At 67.1% G+C, this 18,844-nt stretch carries 16 protein-coding genes; all 16 read right to left on the bottom strand.

Translation table 11 applies throughout. The features are described from left to right. Window positions 1–58: 58 nt before the first annotated feature. The 16 genes from lpxB to FZ033_RS17240 all read right to left on the bottom strand — a co-directional run bounded on the left by lpxB (window position 59) and on the right by FZ033_RS17240 (window position 18,760). Window positions 59–1,249, bottom strand: coding sequence for a lipid-A-disaccharide synthase (gene lpxB / locus FZ033_RS17315; protein WP_149577338.1), 1,191 nt, complete (start codon window positions 1,247–1,249; stop codon window positions 59–61). Then, on the bottom strand, window positions 1,246–2,166 hold the full coding sequence (locus FZ033_RS17310) for an LpxI family protein (protein ID WP_149577337.1): 921 nt from the start codon (window positions 2,164–2,166) through the stop codon (window positions 1,246–1,248). The genes lpxB and FZ033_RS17310 overlap by 4 nt, the downstream gene beginning before the upstream one ends. Window positions 2,167–2,169: 3 nt before the next feature. Then, a complete protein-coding gene (gene lpxA / locus FZ033_RS17305) occupies window positions 2,170–2,976 on the bottom strand; it encodes an acyl-ACP--UDP-N-acetylglucosamine O-acyltransferase (protein ID WP_149577336.1) in 807 nt (268 codons plus the stop codon). Further along, a complete protein-coding gene (gene fabZ, locus FZ033_RS17300) occupies window positions 2,976–3,461 on the bottom strand; it encodes a 3-hydroxyacyl-ACP dehydratase FabZ (RefSeq protein WP_149577335.1) in 486 nt (161 codons plus the stop codon). Before fabZ ends, lpxA begins: the two co-directional genes overlap by 1 nt. Next, the gene (gene lpxD / locus FZ033_RS17295) at window positions 3,458–4,555 is read right to left on the bottom strand and encodes a UDP-3-O-(3-hydroxymyristoyl)glucosamine N-acyltransferase (RefSeq protein WP_149577334.1); all 1,098 of its coding nucleotides are present in this window, start codon (window positions 4,553–4,555) and stop codon (window positions 3,458–3,460) included. The genes fabZ and lpxD overlap by 4 nt, the downstream gene beginning before the upstream one ends. A 93-nt stretch (window positions 4,556–4,648) precedes the next feature. Continuing rightward, complete coding sequence (gene bamA, locus FZ033_RS17290) at window positions 4,649–7,144, bottom strand: outer membrane protein assembly factor BamA (protein ID WP_149577333.1); 2,496 nt, start codon at window positions 7,142–7,144, stop codon at window positions 4,649–4,651. A 195-nt stretch (window positions 7,145–7,339) separates the two neighbouring features. Next, window positions 7,340–8,497 carry an RIP metalloprotease RseP gene (gene rseP, locus FZ033_RS17285; protein WP_149577332.1) on the bottom strand — a complete coding sequence of 386 codons (1,158 nt, stop codon included), beginning with the start codon at window positions 8,495–8,497 and terminating at the stop codon, window positions 7,340–7,342. 154 nt (window positions 8,498–8,651) lie between these two features. Next, the gene (gene dxr, locus FZ033_RS17280; RefSeq protein ID WP_149577331.1) at window positions 8,652–9,821 is read right to left on the bottom strand and encodes a 1-deoxy-D-xylulose-5-phosphate reductoisomerase; all 1,170 of its coding nucleotides are present in this window, start codon (window positions 9,819–9,821) and stop codon (window positions 8,652–8,654) included. Between the two features lie 10 nt (window positions 9,822–9,831). Beyond that, entirely contained in the window at window positions 9,832–10,644 is an 813-nt protein-coding gene (locus FZ033_RS17275) for a phosphatidate cytidylyltransferase (RefSeq protein WP_149577330.1), read from the bottom strand. A gap of 5 nt (window positions 10,645–10,649) precedes the next feature. Then, complete coding sequence (locus FZ033_RS17270) at window positions 10,650–11,417, bottom strand: isoprenyl transferase (RefSeq protein WP_149577329.1); 768 nt, start codon at window positions 11,415–11,417, stop codon at window positions 10,650–10,652. A gap of 28 nt (window positions 11,418–11,445) precedes the next feature. Then, window positions 11,446–12,009 (bottom strand): ribosome recycling factor, encoded by a 564-nt coding sequence (gene frr / locus FZ033_RS17265; protein ID WP_149577328.1) that lies wholly within the window; start codon window positions 12,007–12,009, stop codon window positions 11,446–11,448. A 360-nt stretch (window positions 12,010–12,369) separates the two neighbouring features. Continuing rightward, window positions 12,370–13,143 (bottom strand): UMP kinase, encoded by a 774-nt coding sequence (gene pyrH / locus FZ033_RS17260; RefSeq protein ID WP_232847544.1) that lies wholly within the window; start codon window positions 13,141–13,143, stop codon window positions 12,370–12,372. 142 nt (window positions 13,144–13,285) lie between these two features. After that, on the bottom strand, window positions 13,286–14,209 hold the full coding sequence (gene tsf / locus FZ033_RS17255; protein ID WP_138398449.1) for a translation elongation factor Ts: 924 nt from the start codon (window positions 14,207–14,209) through the stop codon (window positions 13,286–13,288). Window positions 14,210–14,321: 112 nt separating this feature from the next. Continuing rightward, window positions 14,322–15,326 carry a 30S ribosomal protein S2 gene (locus FZ033_RS17250; RefSeq protein ID WP_149577327.1) on the bottom strand — a complete coding sequence of 335 codons (1,005 nt, stop codon included), beginning with the start codon at window positions 15,324–15,326 and terminating at the stop codon, window positions 14,322–14,324. Window positions 15,327–15,561: 235 nt separating this feature from the next. Further along, window positions 15,562–17,211 carry a long-chain-fatty-acid--CoA ligase gene (locus FZ033_RS17245; RefSeq protein ID WP_149577326.1) on the bottom strand — a complete coding sequence of 550 codons (1,650 nt, stop codon included), beginning with the start codon at window positions 17,209–17,211 and terminating at the stop codon, window positions 15,562–15,564. 265 nt (window positions 17,212–17,476) lie between these two features. Next, window positions 17,477–18,760, bottom strand: a complete 1,284-nt coding sequence (locus FZ033_RS17240) for an OmpP1/FadL family transporter (RefSeq protein ID WP_188079553.1) — start codon at window positions 18,758–18,760, stop codon at window positions 17,477–17,479. Between the last annotated feature and the right edge of the window lie 84 nt (window positions 18,761–18,844).

Here is an 18,844-nt window from a genome sequence, read left to right as displayed (position 1 = left end):
TGCAAGACATTGGGGTGCGCGAAGCCGGAGCCGGTGTTGCCGGACGATCGCGTCAGAATCAGGCGGGTGGCAGCGAGCCGGGGCGCCCGCCTTGGGCGAGGCGCAGGACCACCTCGGCCGCCCGCGCACTAGGGCTCGGCCCGGTTATGCCAAAAATGGCGTCGAACCGTGCGAAGGTGGCGTCCTGCCGCGCCCGCTCCGGCGTGTCGCCGATGACCTTGTCGAGCGCGTCGGCCAGCACCGGCACGGTCAGATATTCCTGCAGATATTCCGGCACCACATTTTCCCCCGCCACCAGATTGGCGAGGATGACCGTGGTGCCCTGCAAGATGCGTCGGGCGATCTGGGCCTCGAGCCACCCCACGCGGTAGGCCGCCACATGGGGAATGCCGGCCAGCGCCAGCTCTAGCGTGACCGTTCCCGACGCGGCGAGCGCGGCACGCGCGCTGCGGAAGGCCGCGTATTTCTCCGCCTCCGTGGTGACGATGCGTGGCTTCAGCGGCCAGGAGGCGATGGTCTGGCGCACCAGCGGTTCAAGGCGCGGCAAGGTGGGAAGGACGAGGTCCATAGGCCGGTTCCGGCCCACCCGCGCCAGGGCGGCGCCGAAGTCCGCCCCGAGCCGGACGATCTCGCGCCGCCGGCTTCCCGGGAGCACCAGGACCAGGGGCGGCAGCTCGCGGCGGCGCTCGGCCTCCGCTTCCGAGGGGCGCAACTCGGCCAGCCGCTCCAGCAAAGGGTGGCCCACATAGAAGGTGGGCGGCCCGCCGAGGCGGCGATGCACCTCCGGCTCGAACGGCAGCAGCGCCAGCAGTGCATCCACGTGCGGACGCATGGCCGCCGCCCGTCCCGGCCGCCAGATCCATACCGTGGGCGAGACATATTTCACGATGGGGATGTTGGGATTGGCCGCCCGCACCCGCGCGGCGACGCGATGGGTGAAATCCGGCGCATCCACCAGCACCAGCACATCGGGCGGATCGGCAAGCACCGCGGCCACCGTCTCCCGCAGTCGCCGCAGGATGGCGGGCAGCTTACCGAGCACGGCGGCGATGCCGATGGCGGTGATATCCTCCATGGGGAAAAGGCTCGCGAGCCCGGCCGCTTCCATGCGCCTGCCACCCACGCCGCGAAAGGCGATGCCCGGCGCCGCGCCCTGGAGGTTCTCCATCAGCGCCCCGCCGAGCTGGTCGCCGGATTCCTCGCCCGCGACCACGAAAACGCGGAGCGCCTTCTCCCCGTCTTCCCTCATGGTTGGCTGCTCACCACGCCGCTCCGGTCCATGCCGAAAATGAACAGGCCGGCGGCATCGGCCCCCGTCACCAGCGCCTGCACATCGGGCACGATGGCGCCGCCCGCCTCGAAGGCGATGCCGCCAAGCCCCACCTCGGCGGCACGCGCCACGGTGGCGGGCCCGAGAGACGGCAGGTCCACCCGCCGATCCTGCCCGGGCTTGGGCGCCTTCACCAGCACCCCGCGTCCGGCGTGAAACCGCAGGCGGCCGGTGCGGCGCATCTCGCCATAGCGCGCAAGCATCTGGTCGGTGCCTTCCGCTGCCTCCACGGCCGCGACCAGGCCGTCCACCACGATCACCCCCTGCCCCACGTCGAACGGCCCGAGGGTGCGGATGACATCGAGCCCGCGGGCCATGTCCTGGCGGTCCTGCGCCGAGGGCGCCCGCGCGCCGAGCACGCCCTGCGGCAGCAGCAGGCCGGGGGCCACCTCGTGCGCGCCGACCAGATTGAAGCCCTGCTCCGCCACCAGCCCCAGCACACCCGACAACAGGTGGTTGTCGCCGCCGCGAAACAGCCGGGCGATACGCGGCAACAAGCGCAGCATGGTCCAGTCGAAGCCAAGGTCCGACACGCGCGGGCGGGTGAGCGCACCCACCATCACCACGTCGCGAACGCCCCGCGCCTTGGCCATGGCGGTGACGGAACCCAGCGAACCCAGGCGGAACCACTGGTGGGGATAGCGCTCCAGCGCCGGATCGGCAAAACCGCGGATGAGAAGAAGCAATACCCCGCGGCCCTGCGCGATGACCGCCTCGGCAACCGCCGCAGGAAAGGCGCCGCCGCCAGCGACGATGCCCACGGGCCCATTGCCCGCCGCCTTCGGGGTGCCCGGGCCGGGCGCCGGACCCTGCCCGTTCTGCCCTGGAAGGCTCACGCCTCACTCCTCCTTGATGACGCCTCGCGAAGGCTGGCAGATCGGCCGCTTGCGGTCGGCATCGATGAAGCTCACCACGGCGGCGGCGAAGGCCGAAGTCTCCGCCTGTTCGCGCACGGTTTCGAGCCGGGCCTCGAACGTGCCCTCGCCGAAGAAGAGATCGCGATAGACCGCCCGCGCCGCATGCAGGTCGGACTTCGAAAAGCCGCGCCGCTTCATGCCGATGACATTCAGGCCCACCAGCTTGCCCGCCTGGCCCAGCACGTTGCCGAAGGGGATCACATCCTCGCGCACGCCGGTGAGGCCGGAAATCATGCACTGGGCCCCGATGCGGGTGAACTGGTGCACCGCGCACTGCCCGCCCAGGAAGGTGAACTCGCCGACGCTCACATGGCCGCCCAGAACCGCGTTGTTGGCGAAGATGACGCTGTCGCCCACGGTGCAGTCGTGGCCCACATGGGAGCCGGTCATCATCATGACGCCGTTGCCGATGTGGGTGACGCCGCCGCCACCCGCCGTGCCGATGCTGGCGGTGGCGTGCTCGCGGATGATGCAGTCCGAGCCGATGAAAAGTTCGGTGCGCTCGCCCTTGTAATGCACCGACTGGGGCGCGGTGCCGAGGGAGGCAAAAGGAAAGACCGTGGTGCGCGCGCCGATGGTGGTGGCGCCCTGGATGTTCACGTGGGCGAGGAGCTTGACCCCCTCCTTGAGCACCACATCCGGACCGAGAACTGCGTAAGGGCCGATCTCCACATCATCCGCGAGCCCCGCCGGGTTCTCCACCCGAGCGGTGGGGTCGATCTTCGCCACTAGCTGTTCTCCATGATCATGGCGCCCACCTTGGCCTGCGCGACGATTTCGCCGCGCACCTTGGCCTCCCCCCGATACCACCACATGTTGCGGCGGCGGGAGATGCGCGTCATGTGATATTCAAGCACGTCACCCGGAACGACCGGACGGCGGAACTTCGCCTCGTCGATGGTCATGAAATAGACCAGAGAGGGCTTCTCCTTGTCCTTGCCGAGCACACAGACGACGCCCGCGGTCTGCGCCATGCCCTCGATGATGAGCACCCCCGGCATTACCGGGTTGCCGGGGAAATGGCCCTGGAAGTGCGGCTCGTTGGCCGTCACATTCTTGATGCCGACGCAGGAGAGGTCGCCGTCGATCTGCTCCACCCGGTCCACCATGAGGAACGGATAGCGGTGGGGCAGGCAGGTGAGCACCTTGAGGATGTCGGCGCTGGCGAGCACCTTCGGCGCCGCACCTTCGGCGGCGTGCGTCGTATCGTTCATTCCCCCGATCCTTCCCCTTCCCCGTCATTGGCGTCCCGCCGGGCGCTGGCCGCGGCAAGACGCTTGAGGGTCGTCACCTCGCGGAACCATTCGCGCACGGGCTTGGCCGGCGAACCGCCCCAGCGCACGCCGGGCGGCACATCGCCCTTCACGTTGCTGGAGGCGGCAATCTGCGCTCCCGTGCCGATGGTGGCATGGCCCACCACGCCCACCTGGCCGCCCAGCATCACGAAATCCCCGAGCGTGGTGGACCCGGAAATACCGGTCTGGGACACGATGATGCAATGCCGGCCGGTCACCACGTTGTGGGCGATCTGCACCAGATTGTCGATCTTGGTGCCCTCGCCGATCACCGTATCGGTCAGGGCGCCGCGGTCGATGGTGGTGTTAGCGCCGATTTCCACGTCGTCCTGGATCACCACCCGGCCGATCTGCGGCACCTTCACATGGCCCTTGGGGCTCGGCTGATAGCCGAAGCCGTCCGAGCCGATGCGCGCGCCGCCATGGATGATCACGCCGTTGCCGAGAAACGCATGGATGATGCTGGCACAGGGCCCGATGGCGCAATTGCGGCCAATGCGGACATTCGGCCCGATGATGGCGCCCGCGCATACGACGGTTCCCGCGCCGATTTCAGCGCCGGGTCCGATCACGGCGCCGGGATCCACCGTCACGCCGTCCTCCAGCCGCGCCTTGGGATGCACCTGCGCGCCCGGAGCGACGCCATCCTGGCCGAAGATGGACAGCGGTTTGAGCGCTGCGGGGAACAAGGTTCGGGTGACGGCGAGAAAGGCTGCCGCGGGCCGCGCCGCAATGAGTAGCGTCAGGCCAGGCGGCGCCTTTGCGGCGAACCGCTCGGAGGTAATGACCGCCCCGGCCCGCACCGTACCGAGCTTCTCGGCGAACTGGACGGTATCGCAGAAGGCAAGCTCGTCCGGTCCCGCCGTTTCCAGGGTGCCGACGCCGGTGATGATGCGCGCGCCCAGTTCGGCGGCCTGCGCCTCATCGGCGACAGCCAGCTGCGCCCCGCTGAGGGTCGCCACCTCCGCGAGGGTGAGGGGCGCCGGAAGCGGGAAGAAGACGTCATGGCTCATGGGAAGGATACGCCCGGGCGCTAAGAACGCGGCGGGCGCTGGAGGGCGGGGCCAAAGCCACCACCCTCCAGCGCCCGCCTTGCAGGATCGGGATCAGAAGCGCGTGCCGCCGGAGAAGCGGAACGCCTGGGTCCGGTCGTAGCTCGCCTGCGACAGCACCCACGCATAGTCGAAGCGCAACGGGCCGAAGGGCGACTGCCAGATCAAGCTCGCGCCGATGGAGGAACGGACCGTGTCGTCGTTCTGGACCACGCAGACGTTGCCAGCCGTGTTCTTCGAACCCGCAGGGCAAGTCACGTAATTCGCGTTACCGTAGACGTTGTTACCATTCCAATTATACACACTCGGGAAGGTATTAGGTCCACCGTAGTCGAACAGGGAGCCGGCATCCGCGAAGATCGCGCCCTTCATGCCGATATCCTTGGGCAGGAAGGCGAAGGGGAACTGGACTTCAGCCGATACACCCCAGTACGTGGTACCGCCGAGGGCGTTCAACGAATTATTGTAGCAGTTGTAACCGATGGGTGAACTCAGGTTCGTAGCAGCGCACGGGGCAGCATCACGCGGACCGATACCGGACGGAGCGAAACCACGCACCAGGTTCGGACCCATGTAGAAGTTGTCGAGCACATCCAGCTGGTCGCCGCCCCAAGAGGTCACATAGCCGGCCTGGGTGCGCAGGATGAGCACCGAGTCACCCCACAGAGGCGTGTAGTGACGGATATCGCCGGTGGTGCGGATGAAGTTCACGTCACCGCCGATACCGGCGAAGTCCTGCTTGAGCTCCGCATAGAGGCCCTGGGTCGGGTTCAGGTTGTTGTCCAGCCCGTTGAAGGACAGGGTGTAACCCAGCGCCGAGGTGATGGTGGCACCCTGAGCCGCCGCATCGCGGATGGCCCACGACACACCCACCGCGCAGGTATCATACCAAGGCGTGCCCTGGACGTAGCTGTCGCAGAGATTGATCTCACGCTGGTAGAGATTGTAGCGCAGCGCCAACGTGATCTCGTCGGTGATGGGCAGGCCGAAGCGCAGGCCGCCTCCGATGGTGGTGGTGCCATACGGCGTGTAGCTCGTGGTGCTGGTCTCTTTCCAGTACAGGTCGAAGCCGGCAGCCAGCCGATAGCCGAGGAAGTAGGGCTCGGTGAAGGAGAATTCCGCACCCTGGGCGTTCTGACCCATGGAGCCGGACACCTTCACGTACTGGCCACGACCGAGGAAGTTCTTCTCGCCCAGCGAGACCTCGGCGATGACGCCGTCCGCGGTGGAGTAGCCGCCGGAGATGGCGAACTCACCCGTGGGCTGGTCTTCCACGTCCACCACCAGGATCACGCGATCGGGCGCGGAGCCGGGCTCGGTGGTGATCTTGACGGTCTTGAAGTAGCCGAGGTTGCGCAGGCGGCGCTCGGCGCGGTCGACAAGCACGCGATTGTAGGCATCGCCCTCGCCGATATCGAACTCGCGGCGCACCACATAGTCGCGGGTGCGGGTGTTGCCGCGCACCTCGATGCGCTCGATGTAGACCCGCGGGCCTTCCTCGACCACGAACACGATATTGATGCGCTTGGCCTCGAAGTCGCGATCGCCACGGGGACGCACCTGGGCGAAGGCGTAGCCGCTCTTCGACACCTCGATGGTCAGGTTCTCGACCGACTTCTCGACCAGCTCCGCGTTGTAGACCTGCCCTTCGGTGGCGCGCACCGAGCGGCGCAGGGACTCACCGGAGACATCGCGGATGTTGGAGACCACATCCACCTTGCCGAAGCGATACTGCTCGCCCTCGTCCAGGGTGAAGGTGATGGTGTAGCCGCCGCCGGCCGGATCCATCTCGGCAGACGCGCCAATGATGCGGAAGTCGGCATAACCGTTCTTCAGGTAGAAGCGGCGCAGCAATTCCTGGTCCGAGTTCACCCGGTCCGGATCATACACGTCGGTGGACTTGAGGAACGACAGCCAGTTGGTGGCGGTCGTGGAGATCACGTCCTTCAGCTTCCAGTCCGAGAAAGCCTTGTTGCCGACGAACTTGATGTCCTTGATGCCGGTCTTGTCGCCCTCGGTGACCTCGAACACGAGATCCACGCGGCCGTTGCCGCGGTCGATGGTCACCGGATTGACGCGCACGCCGGAGCGGCCGGAGCGGCGATAGACCTCGATGATGCGTTGGGTGTCGGCCTGGACCGTGGCCTTGGAGAGGGCGCCGCGGGCCTTGGACTGAATCTCGCCCTCAAGGACCTCGTCCTTGATCTTGCGGTTGCCCTCGAAGACGACGCGGTTGATCACCTCGTTCTCGGACACCCGCACGATGATGCGACCGCCAGACTGGGACACCTGCACGTCAGAGAACAGGCCGGTCGCGTAGAGCGCCTTCCAAGCTTCGTCGATCTTGGCGCCCGTGTACGGACCGGGACCGAAATAGGAACGGATAGTCTCAGCATCGACGCGACGGTTGCCCTCGACGACGATGGAGCTCGACTGCGCAGCGGCAGGACTTGCCACGACGAGGGAACCGGCCACCGAAACTCCCGCGACGCACGCGGCGAGCCCAAAGGCGGCAGCCAGATTTCTCAAGACCCGGAGCGAAGCAGTCATATGGTGCGCAACCTTGAAATTTCGTTGTTCTCGAAACCGCCGAAAGCCTTTGAAGGGCAATGACGGATTCTCACCCTGCGTTGCCGCTTGTACAGGCTTTTACCTGCGGTGCAAACCGAACCGCCCCTCCAGCCTGCCTTTTCCGGAGGACCGTTGCGCTCACGCCACGACCCCGGTGCGGCAAATCAAAAACCCTTACATTGCAGCAATATGCAGCACGTCATTCCACGTGGCGAAAATCATCAGCATCAGCACCAGCGCAAGGCCGATACGGAAGCCGATGTCCTGTGTGCGCGCGCTCAGCGGACGCCCACGGATCGCCTCGAAAGCGTAGAACAGAAGGTGGCCGCCATCCAACAGCGGGATGGGAAAGAGGTTAAGCAATCCAATGGAAACGGACAGCACTGCTGCCAGAGATAGCAGTGCCCCGATACCAAAGGTCGCAACCTGCCCCGACACCTGGGCAATGCGGATGGGCCCGCCCAGCTGGTCGGCCGACTCGCGGCCGGCGATCAGCCCGCCGAGGTAACCGAAGGTACGCGTCACCACGAACCAGGTTTCCTGGACACCCAGGCCAACGGCCTCGACCGGCCCGTAGCGGTGGGTGGTCACGTCACCTGCCGCAAGGGAACGAGAGATGCCGAGCAGGCCGGTGCGGTGCACATTGCCGAAGGGGTCCTTCACCTCCTTCAGCTCGGGCACGGCAGTGAGGGTGAGCTGCCGGTCGCCGCGCTCGATGGTGAAGGCGAGCCCCTCCCCCGCACGGCTGCCGACGATGCGCTGCATGTCGGAGAAGCTCTCCACCTTGGCGCCGTCGATCTCCAGCACCAGGTCGCCAGGCTTGAAGCCGGCGCTCTCGGCCGCGCTGCCGGGATTGACCTGATCCACGCGTGGCGCCGTCACCTGCTTGCCGAACACCATGAAGACGAAGGCGAAGATGACGATGGCGAGCAGGAAATTCGCGATCGGCCCGGCGGCCACGATGGCGGCGCGCCAGGCGACCGGCTGGAAGAAGAAGCTCTCGCGCCGCTCGGCCGGGGTCATCTCGGCGAGGCGCGCCTGATTGGGGGTGGAGGCCGCGTCCTCATCGCCGAAGAAGCGCACATAGCCGCCCAGGGGCACCGCGGCGAGCCGCCAGCGGGTGCCGTGCCGGTCGTTGAAGCCGGCAATCTCCGGCCCGAAGCCGAGGGAGAAGGTGAGCACCTTCACCCCGGCGCGCCGCGCCACCCAGAAATGACCGAGCTCGTGGAAGAACACCACGAGGGTCAGAACGAACAGGAAGGGAACGATATATCCGAGAAGGGAGGACGAAAGACTGCCCAGGTGCGCGCCGAAACCGGAAAGCACATCCATTATCGGAACCTCTTTTCCCGCGGGCGGCACCCGGCACGAGGGAAGTCCCGCGCCTGAACCGACCTGATACTGCCGGGCCACCCGGCATCAAGACCATCGTCCGCCGCAACGGACGGTACACAATCCTGCCGCCAGCCGAGGCGACAAACTGATCCTAAGATGCCTTTGCGGAAAACTTAGGCAAGAGCACGGCAGCGGCGCGTCGTGCCTGTGCATCCGCCTCCATGGCATCGGCGACGCTGGCGGGCGCAGGGCCGCCATTGATGCGGTCCAGCGTCGCGGCAACGGTATCGGTGATGCCGTAAAAGCCGATCCGCCCTTCAAGATAGGCGGCGACCGCCACCTCGTTGGCCGCGTTGAGGATGGTTGCGGCCACCCCGTCGGCGGCCATGGCGGCGCGGGCGAGCGCCAGCGCAGGGAACCGGGCCTCGTCCGGCGCCTCGAAGGTGAGGCGGCCCAGGGCAACCAGATCCAGCCGGCGGCAGGAGGTGACGATTCGATCCGGGAAGGCGAGGCAATGGGCAATGGGCACGCACATGTCGGGCATGGCAAGGCCGGCGGTGACCGACCCGTCCACGAACGACACCAGCCCGTGGACCACCGACTCGGGATGCACCACTGCATCGAAGCGCTCGGGCGGCAGGGCGAACAGGTGCATCGCCTCGATCAGTTCGAGGCCCTTGTTCATGAGGGTCGCCGAATCGATGGTGATCTTGGCGCCCATGGACCAGTTGGGGTGCTTCAGCGCGTCCTTCGGCACCGCCCGCGCGATCTCCTCCCGGCTCTTGAGCCGGAACGGGCCGCCCGAGGCCGTCAGCGTAATCTTCTCCACCGCCTTGCGGGGGCCCGCCTCCAGCGCCTGGAAGATGGCGTTGTGCTCGCTGTCCACCGGCAGGATCTCGGTGCCCTGCCGCGCCGCTTCGGCCATGAAGAAGGCGCCTGCGGCCACCAGGCATTCCTTGTTGGCCAGCGCGATGCGCCGGCCCGGCGCGAAGGCCGCCACCGTGGGCGCGAGGCCCGCCACGCCGACGATGGCGCTCACCACCACGTCCGCCTCGCGCTGCGCCGCCTCGATCAGGGCCGAGGGCCCGGCGCCGCTGGCGATGCCGGAGCCGGCCAGCGCCTCGGCCAGCGCCCTGCCCGCCGCCGGATCGGCAATGGCGGCGAAGCGCGCATTGAGTGCACGGGCGGTCTCGGCCAGAGCCGCGACATCCCGGCCGCCGGCCACCGCTTCCACCTCGTAGAGGCCAGGCGCATCGGCCAGGAGGGTCCGGACGCTGTGGCCAATGGAGCCGGTGGCCCCGAGGATGGAAAGGCGCTTCATGCAACAGGTCCTACCACAAGAGCAGCCCGGCCGCTGGATCGCTCATGCTGCGCAGGAGCGCCACCACCACGGCGGCAAGGGATGCGGCAGCGAATCCGTCGAGCCGGTCCAGCAGCCCGCCATGGCCGGGAATGAGGCGGCTCGCATCCTTCACGCCGAACAGCCGCTTGAGCGCGGATTCGGCCAGATCGCCCGCCTGGCTGATGATGCTGAGCCCCAGCGCGAGCCCGGCCACCGGCAGCAGCGCGGCCCCGCCGGGGATCGCCGCCACCAGCACGCCCGCCGCCATGCCGGCGAGGGTTCCGCCGATGGCGCCCGACCAGGTCTTGTTGGGGGAAACGCGCGGCCACAACTTGGGCCCGCCCAGGGCGCGACCGGTGAAATAGGCGAAGATGTCGGTCGCCCAGACCACCGCGCACAGGAACAGCACCGCGATGAGGCCGAGCGGCGTCTCGCCGCGCAGGATCACCACCGGCAGGGCCGCGCTGCCGGCGACGATGAGGCCGATCATGGCCCAGCCGCTCTGGCGCGGGGTCGCCAGCGCCGCAGCCGCCGCCCCAAGGCCAACGGCGCTGAAGACGTAGGCCGGCATGTCCGACACGGCGAGGACCCCGCCGGCGATCAGCGTGAGCCCGCCGATGCCGAGATAGAGCGGCCGGTTGTCCAGCCGCGCCAGGGTCGCCCATTCATAGAGAATCGCGCCCCCGGCCAGCACCCACAGGATGGCGAAGGGGATGCCGCCGAGATAGGCGGCCAGGAGCACCACCGGCACGAGGACGAGCGCCGAGAGCGTCCGATGCTTCAGATCGGAACCGAAATTCACGGGGGTCAGGGTCCCGGGCACTTGGTGACGCCGCCGAAGCGGCGATCCCGCCGGGCATATTCGTCAATGGCCGACAGCAGGGCGGCCTTGTCGAAATCCGGCCAGTAGATGGGCAGGAACACGAACTCGGAATAGGCCGCCTGCCACAGCAGGAAGTTCGAGAGCCGCTGCTCGCCGGAGGTGCGCACGATGAGGTCGGGATCAGGGATGCCGGCCGTCTCCAGCCGCTGGGAGATCATGTCCACATCCACGTCCTCGGGGCGCACCCGACCGGCGGCGACATCCGCCGCGATGCGCGAGACCGCGGCTGCGATCTCCTGCCGCGAGCCGTAATTGAACGCCACCACCAGGGTGAGGCCGGTGTTGTTGCAGGTCAGCGCCTCGGCATCCACCAGCAGCTGACGGATGTCGGGAGCGAGATTGTCCCGCTCGCCGATCACCTTCACCCGCACGTTGTCGGCATGCAGGTCGGCCAAGTCGTGGCGCAGGAACAGCTTCAGGAGCCCCATCAGCTCCCGCACCTCGGTCAACGGCCGCGACCAGTTCTCCGACGAGAAGCTGTAGATGGTAAGGAAGCGGATGCCCACCTCGCGGGCGGCGCGCACGCAGCGGCGCAGCGCCTCCACCCCGCGCCGGTGGCCTTCCACCCGCGGCAGCTTGCGCGAGGTAGCCCAGCGTCCGTTGCCGTCCATGATCACGCCCACATGCACCGGGACGACAGCCGGCGACCGTTCGGTAACGGCGGCCTCGCCCGCAGCGGCGCGTAGGGACATGGCTTGCTCCGGGCTCAAGAGCGGCTCCTCAGACCGAAAGGATTTCCTTTTCCTTCTGGGCGAGCGTCTGGTCGATCTCGGCGATGGCCTCGTCGGTGGCCTTCTGCACGTCCTTGGACAGGCGGTCGAGATCATCGGAACTCATCTCGCCGTCCTTTTCCACCTTCTTCAGGTGGTCCATGCCGTCGCGACGCACATGCCGCACCGCGACTCGGGCCGCCTCGGTATATTTGTGGGCGACCTTCACCAGCTCCTGGCGGCGCTCCTGGTTCAGCTCCGGGATGCGCAGGCGCAGCACCTGGCCCTCGGTATTCGGGTTGAGGCCGAGATTGCTGTCGCGGATGGCTTTTTCGACCGCACTCACCATGCTGCGGTCCCACACCTGCACCGACAGCAGGCGCGCTTCCGGCACCGACACGGTGGCGACCTGGTTCAGCGGCATGCGCGCGCCGTAGGCCTCGACGGTGATGGGGTCGAGCAGGCTGGCGGAGGCGCGCCCGGTGCGCAGCCCGCCCAGTTCGTCCCTGAGCACGCCGACAGCGCCCTGCATGCGGCGCTTCAGATCGGACATGTCGAAGGTCCCGGTGGTCATGGCTAACCTCTGTAGTCTGTTGTCAGGGCCCGCTCCATTCGCATGGAAACGTTTCGGTTTCCATGCGAATGGACGAACCCCGCGTCAGGATGCGGGGCTCCGGGCAAAAGCAGCTCCGGGCAAAAGACTTGCGCCGGCGCGGATGACAGGATGGTGCGGCTTCTTGATGGCAGCGCGCGGGTGCGATGCAGAGCGCCCGGCGGAGGTGCGGCAAAGCCCGCCACTCCTAACCGTCCAGCCCTCCCGATGCGCCCCCAGTCCCCGATTCCAGCCTGAACCCCAACCCAAGATCCCAGCCAACGACCAGCACCCCTTGACCCGATAATGCGCGGAAGCCCAATCGCCCCGCGCACTGCAGGCTCAAGGGGCGACGACCGTCACGCGGCCTTCACCCTTCGCGGCCGTGGCGATGGCGCCCGGCTCGCGAATATCGAACACGATTATCGGCAACGACGCCTCGCGGGCAAGGGCGAAGGCGGCCGCATCCATCACCTTGAGGTCGCGGGCGAGCGCCTCGTCGTGGGTGATGCGGTCGTAGCGCGTGGCGGTGGGGTCCTTCTTGGGGTCGGCGGTGTAGACGCCGTCCACATTGGTGGCCTTGAGCACCGCGTCGCAATCCAGCTCGGCGGCGCGCAGGACCGCGCCGGTATCCGTGGTGAAATACGGGTTGCCGGTGCCGCCGGTGAGCACGACGATGCGCCCGCGCCGCAGGTGCCGGTTGGCCGGCTGGCGGGCGTAGGGCTCGCAGACGGTCGGCATGGGAATCGCCGACAGGGTGCGGGCCGGCGCGCCCGCCGCCTCGATGGCGGCCTCAAGCGCGAGACCGTTCATGACGGTGGCCAGCATGCCCATGTGGTCCGCGGTGGCGCGGTCGAGGTCCTCGCCGGCCACCCGGGCACCGCGCAGGATGTTGCCGCCGCCCACCACCACCGCCACCTCGCAGCCAAGCGCACGGGCCGCGACCAAGTCACGGGCAATGCGGGCCACGGTGGGCGGATGGAGGCCGAATGGCTCCGAGCCCATCAGGGCTTCGCCGGAGACCTTCACCAGGATGCGGGGATAAGGGAGGCCCGGAGCCGCGAACGGCACCTGGGGCTCCGGGAAGTCCGAGTCGTCCGCCGTGGAAGCGGTCATGAGAGCCCCCCTTGCCCTTTAGAGCGTTTTCGAGCGACGTGGATATCGGTTCGCGTGAAGAAAACGCGTCAACACGAGCCTCTAGAGCGCTTCCCGTGAGCCGGTGCGAACGGAAAGCGCTCTAGTCAGAACCGAAACTTGATCAGGACTGGCCGGCGGCGGCAGCCACCTCGGCCGCGAAGTCCGTCTCTTCCTTCTCGATGCCCTCGCCCAGGGCGAAGCGCACGAAGCCGGTGAGCTTGAGCGGCGCGCCGACCTGGCCCTCGGCCTCCTTCAGCACCTGGGAGACCGACTTGGAGCCGTCGTGCACGAAGGCCTGGTCGAGGAGGGTGACCTCCTTGAAGAAGCTCTTGATGCCGCTCTCGGCGATCTTGTCCTGCACGTTGGCGGGCTTGCCCTGGTGCTTCTCGAGCAGGATGGCCTTCTCGCGGGCGATGGTCTCCTCGGAGATGCCGGAGGCGTCAAGCGCCAGCGGGTTCAGCGCCGCGATGTGCATGGCGATCTGCCGGCCGAGGGTGGAGAGCTTCTCCACGTCGCCGGTGGACTCAAGCGCCACCAGAACGCCGATGCGGCCCTGGCCTTCCACCACCGCGCCGTGCACGTAGCTGGCGATGACGCCGGCCGACACGGAGAGCTTGGCGGAGCGGCGCAGCGTCATGTTCTCGCCGATGGTGGCGATGAGCGCGGTCAGGCGTTCGCCAACGGTGACGCTCTCGCCGGGGAACTTGGCGGCGGCCACCGCTTCCACGGTGCCGTCGGTGTTGAGGGCGACCTTTGCCGCCTCGCGCACGAACGCCTGGAAGTCGGGGTTGCGGGCGACAAAGTCGGTTTCCGCATTCACTTCGATGGCGGCGGCATAGTGACCGGAGGATTCCACCGCCACCAAGCCCTCGGCGGCCACGCGGCCGGCCTTCTTGGCGGCCTTGGCGAGGCCCTTCTTGCGCAGCCAGTCGATGGCGGCCTCGATGTCGCCGTTCGTCTCGGTGAGCGCAGACTTGCAATCCATCATGCCTGCGCCGGTCTTGTCGCGCAGTTCCTTCACCAGCCCGGCGGTGATCGCAGCCATGTCAAAAATCCCTTCTTCTCGCGCCACGGCCGGCCAGGGGGTGCCCGAGCCGGCCGTGGGGGCGCCCCAGGCGCCCCATTACTCTCGATTCGCTATCAGATCTGCGACAAGGTCACTCGACCTCGGCAGACAGCTCCTTGGCCTGGGCCACCCAGCCGTCCACGCGGCCGGGCAGTCCCACTTCTTCGCCGATGCGGTGGGCGTCGAGCGCGTCGAGCCCGGCCACCTGGCCGAAGTGGAACACGCCGAGATCGTTGAGCTTCTGCTCGATCTCGGGGCTGACGCCGGTGAGCTTCTTCAGGTCGTCAGCAACGCCGCGCGGACCCGACAGGGGCTCGAAGGACGACCAGGCGCTGGTTTCCACCGGCAGGTCTTCCACCAGCGGAGCCTCTTCGGCGCCAGTGTCGAAGCCGAGATCGCTGTGGCCGCGGCCGATGCCGTCGATGGCGGCGCGGGCAACCAGCTCGCAGTAGAGCTGGATGGCGCGGCCGGCGTCGTCATTGCCGGGAACCGGGAAGGCGATGCCGTCCGGATCGCAATTGGTGTCGAGGATGGCTGCCACCGGGATGCCGAGGCGCTGGGCCTCCTTCACGGCGATGTCTTCCTTGTTCGTGTCGATGACGAACAGCAGGTCGGGCAGGCCGCCCATGTCGCGGATGCCGCCGAGCGCCTTGTCGAGCTTGTCCTTTTCACGGGACAGCGTCAGGCGCTCCTTCTTGGTGTAGCCGGAGCCCTGCTCGGGACCGGACAGCATCTCCTCCAGCTTCTTCAGCCGGGCGATGGAGTTGGAGATGGTCTTCCAGTTGGTGAGCATGCCGCCGAGCCAGCGGGAGTTCACATAATACTGGGCGGAGCGGCGGGCGGCATCGGCCACCTGCTCCTGGGCCTGGCGCTTGGTGCCGACGAACAGCACGCGGCCGCCCTGGGCCACCGTGTCGGAGACGGCCTGCAGCGCGCGATGCAGCGCGGGCACGGTCTGCGACAGGTCGATGATGTGGATGTTGTTGCGCACGCCGAAGATGTACGGCGCCATCTTCGGGTTCCAACGGTGGGACTGATGTCCAAAGTGCACGCCAGCTTCAAGCAGCTGGCGCATCGAATAATCGGGAAGCGCCATTTGGGTATTCTCCGGTTGAGCCTCCGCGGACGTACCCCTACCCCCGAAAGGGAGAGGGCACCGGATGGCCAGATGGCCTGATGTCCGCGTGTGGGATGGCCGGCCATATACGCGAGCCGGCTTCCAGAGGCAAGTGTGGGCAGAGGTAAGCCGGGCGGGGTTTCCGGTCACATGACCGGAACAGGATACCATGCGGCAGCGCAGGGCATCCTGTTCCTCCCTGAAAACGGCTGCCCTACCCCTGCTCGCGCTGGCGCTCTTCCTCCACCAGTTCCTTCTTGGAGAGCTTGCCCACCACGCTCTTGGGCAGGCTGTCGCGAATCTCCACCGCCTTCGGCATCTCGATCTTGGAGATCTGGGCCGATAGGAAGTCCATCAGCTCACCGGGGGACGCCTCGGAATCGGCGCGCAGGGTGACGAAGGCCTTGGGCGCCTGGCCGCGATAGGCATCGGGCACCCCGATGGCCACCGCCTCCGCCACCGCCGGATGCAGATAGAGCGCCTCTTCGATGACCCGTGGATAGACATTGTAGCCGCCGCACAGGATGACGTCCTTGATGCGGTCCACGAGGAAGAGGAAGCCGTCCGCGTCCAGATAGCCCACGTCGCCGGTGCGCAACGCGCCGTCGATGAAGGCTGAGGCGGTCTCCTCCGGGCGATTGTAATAGCCCTTCATCACCTGCGGGCCGCGCACGCAGACTTCCCCCTTCTGGCCCTGGGGGACGATGCGCCGCACGTCCTCGAGGTCGCGGATCTCGATCACCGTCTGCGGCAGGGCGGTGCCCACCGACCCGTCCTTCACCCGGCCGAGAGGCTGGTTGGCGGTCACCACCGGCGAGGTCTCGCTGAGGCCATAGCCCTCCACCAGCTTGCAGCTGGTGAGATTCTCGAAGCGCTCGCGCACCTCCGCCGGGAGCGGAGCGCCGCCGGAAATGCACAGGGTCAGGGATTTCAGGTCGCGCTTGTCGATGTCCGCCACGCCGTTGATGGCCGCATAAATGGTGGGCACACCGGGGAACATGGTGGGCTTTTCCCGCTCGATGCGGTCCAGCAGGTCGGAGAGCTGGAAGCGCGGCACCAGGATGATCTCGGCGCCGAGGCAGATGGGAATCAGCATCACCGTCTGCATGGCGAAGACGTGGAACAGGGGCAGCACGCCCAGCACCCGCTTCACCCCGATGCGCCGGCAATCGGCATGGATGATCACCTGCTCCGCATTGGCGGAGATGTTGGCATGGGTGAGCATGGCGCCCTTGGGCACGCCGGTGGTGCCGCCGGTATATTGCAGCACCGCCACGTCGTTCTCGACGTCCACCTCCACCTTCTGCGGCCGATCGCCGTGGCGCAGCAGCGTGCCATAAGCGAGGTGCAGTCCGTCACCGAGGCTGAACTGCGCCTTCTCCTTGCGCTTGAAAAGGTTGAAGAGCAGCCCCTTGGGAAACGGCAGGATGCCGGACATGGGGCACACGATGATGGTCTTCAGGCCCGCTTCCTGCGCCACGGCCGCGACGCGCGAATGGATCAGCTTCAGGTCCGGAACCACCATGATGGTCGTGCCGGAATCGCGGATCTGGTGCCGCAGCTCGCGCTCCACATAGAGCGGGCTGAAATTCACCACCGTGCCGCCGGCCTTCATGATGGCGAAGAAGAAGATGACCGAATAGGGCGTGTTGGGCAGGCACAGGCCCACCTTGATGCCCTTGTGCACGCCCTGCGCCTGGAGCCCGGCCGCCACCTGGTCCACCAGCTTGCCGAGCTGGGCATAGGTCCATTTGCGGCCGAAAAAGCTGAGCGCGGGGCGGTCGCCGAATTCGGCGACGCTGGTGTCGAGAAGCTCGGGCACGGGCGCGGGGGCCACGGCCCCGCCATCGGTGCGATGGAGCATGGACGTCCCTCCTTCCGCCGGTGCCATCTTATTGTATCCCGCGCGCTCGTCGACAGCAGAGCATGTCTGGGCGGGGTGGGCACCGGTTCGCGTTAAAAAGCGACCAAACGGAGCACTTTCACACCGCGCTGGACCGCAGCATGCTCAAGCCTCTCACGCAAGGTCAGGCAGTATCGGATGCGATTGCGCCCGGATCACGATGGATGCAACTCACCCGGCGGCAGCTTCCGGCCACCCGCCCTGCAGCGGATGGCCGGAAATGCGCTTACTTGGTGATCAGCGCGGCGGTGACCGGAGCACCGAACTTGTAGCGCAGGCCCACCGAGACGATGTCCACGTAGCCATCGTTCACCTCGCCCACCAGCGAGCCGCGCAGCGCGTTCGCGGGATCGGACGCGTAGAGGCCGATGGGGCTGTTCTCGCCGAAGATGTGGCTGTAGGCGAAGTCGAACGAGAATTGCGGGGTGAAGTTGTAGGTGAAGCCCCCCGACAGCCACAGGCGGTTGGTATCGGGCAGGCGCGGCGAGCGCGTCTCGTCCGGCACCGGGGTCAGCTCGTAGGCGATGCCGGCGCGGAGCGCGAGCTTGGGATCCCACTGGTATTCGACGCCGCCGGAGAAGAACCAGCCGTCGTTCCACTTGAGGTCCAGCGTGCTCACCGGGATGCCGCGCGAGGTCACCACCAGTTGCTGGACCGTGGACCAGTTGGTCCACTCCACCGTGCCGAGCACGGTCCATTGCGGCGTCAGCTGCGAACGGAACGAGGCCGTCACCTGGTCAGGCAGGGTCAGCCCCGCATTGGCGGCCACCTGATTGACCGTGGTGATGTTGGCCACCGACAGGTTGAGGGTGCCGGACAGGTTCTGGTCGATAGAGGACTTGTAGCCGATGCCGAGCGTCGTTCCCGGCGCAAGCGTGAACAACGCGCCGAGATTGAAGCCCACGCCAAGGTCGTCGCCGTTCACCTCGGCGTAAAGATTGTTCAAGGGCGGTGTAAATCCGGCGAACTGCGCGTTGGTCAGCTTGGCATCGATGTAATTGACATTGAAACCGCCGCCGATGGTCAGCCACTCATTGACCTTGTAGGCCACGGAGGCCTGCACGTTCATGTCAAAGATGCGATTGTAGCAACCGTAATACCGGCCCGAAAAGTTGCAGGGCGCGTCGGTCACGAGGCCGAAGGGGGAGGTGACCGCGAAGCCCACCGCCCATTTTTCCCAGGCATACGAGATGTAGGTGGTCGGCAGCACGCCGTTGCCCACGATGTCGCTGACGCCTGTCGTTCCCAGCGAGGCCCCGGTGAGGGGGGCGGTGGCGGAATAGACGTCGAGGGACGCGTGGGGCGCAATGTAGGTGACGTTGCCTTCCACGCTGAGGCCCGGCGTGAAGCTGATGGCTGCCGGATTCCAGAACATGGAGGCGAGGCCCTCGCCCCCCGCCGCAGTGCCGGCGAAAGCCGTGCCCTGGTAATAGGAGCTCTGCTCGCGCAGGCCGAAGCCGCCGGCATGCGCCTGCCCGGCCGCGCCGGCGACCATGGGAAGAACAAGCACTCGAGCCGCCCGCACGGCCCAGTCGCGCATCATCATTGGGTTACCCCCGTTTGAGACAGTTTCCTCTGGGCCCGGCACATTGCA

The organism is Xanthobacter oligotrophicus (assembly GCF_008364685.1).
Taxonomy (GTDB): Bacteria; Pseudomonadota; Alphaproteobacteria; order Rhizobiales; family Xanthobacteraceae; genus Xanthobacter; species Xanthobacter oligotrophicus.
This window is presented reverse-complemented; position numbering and strand designations above follow the sequence as displayed.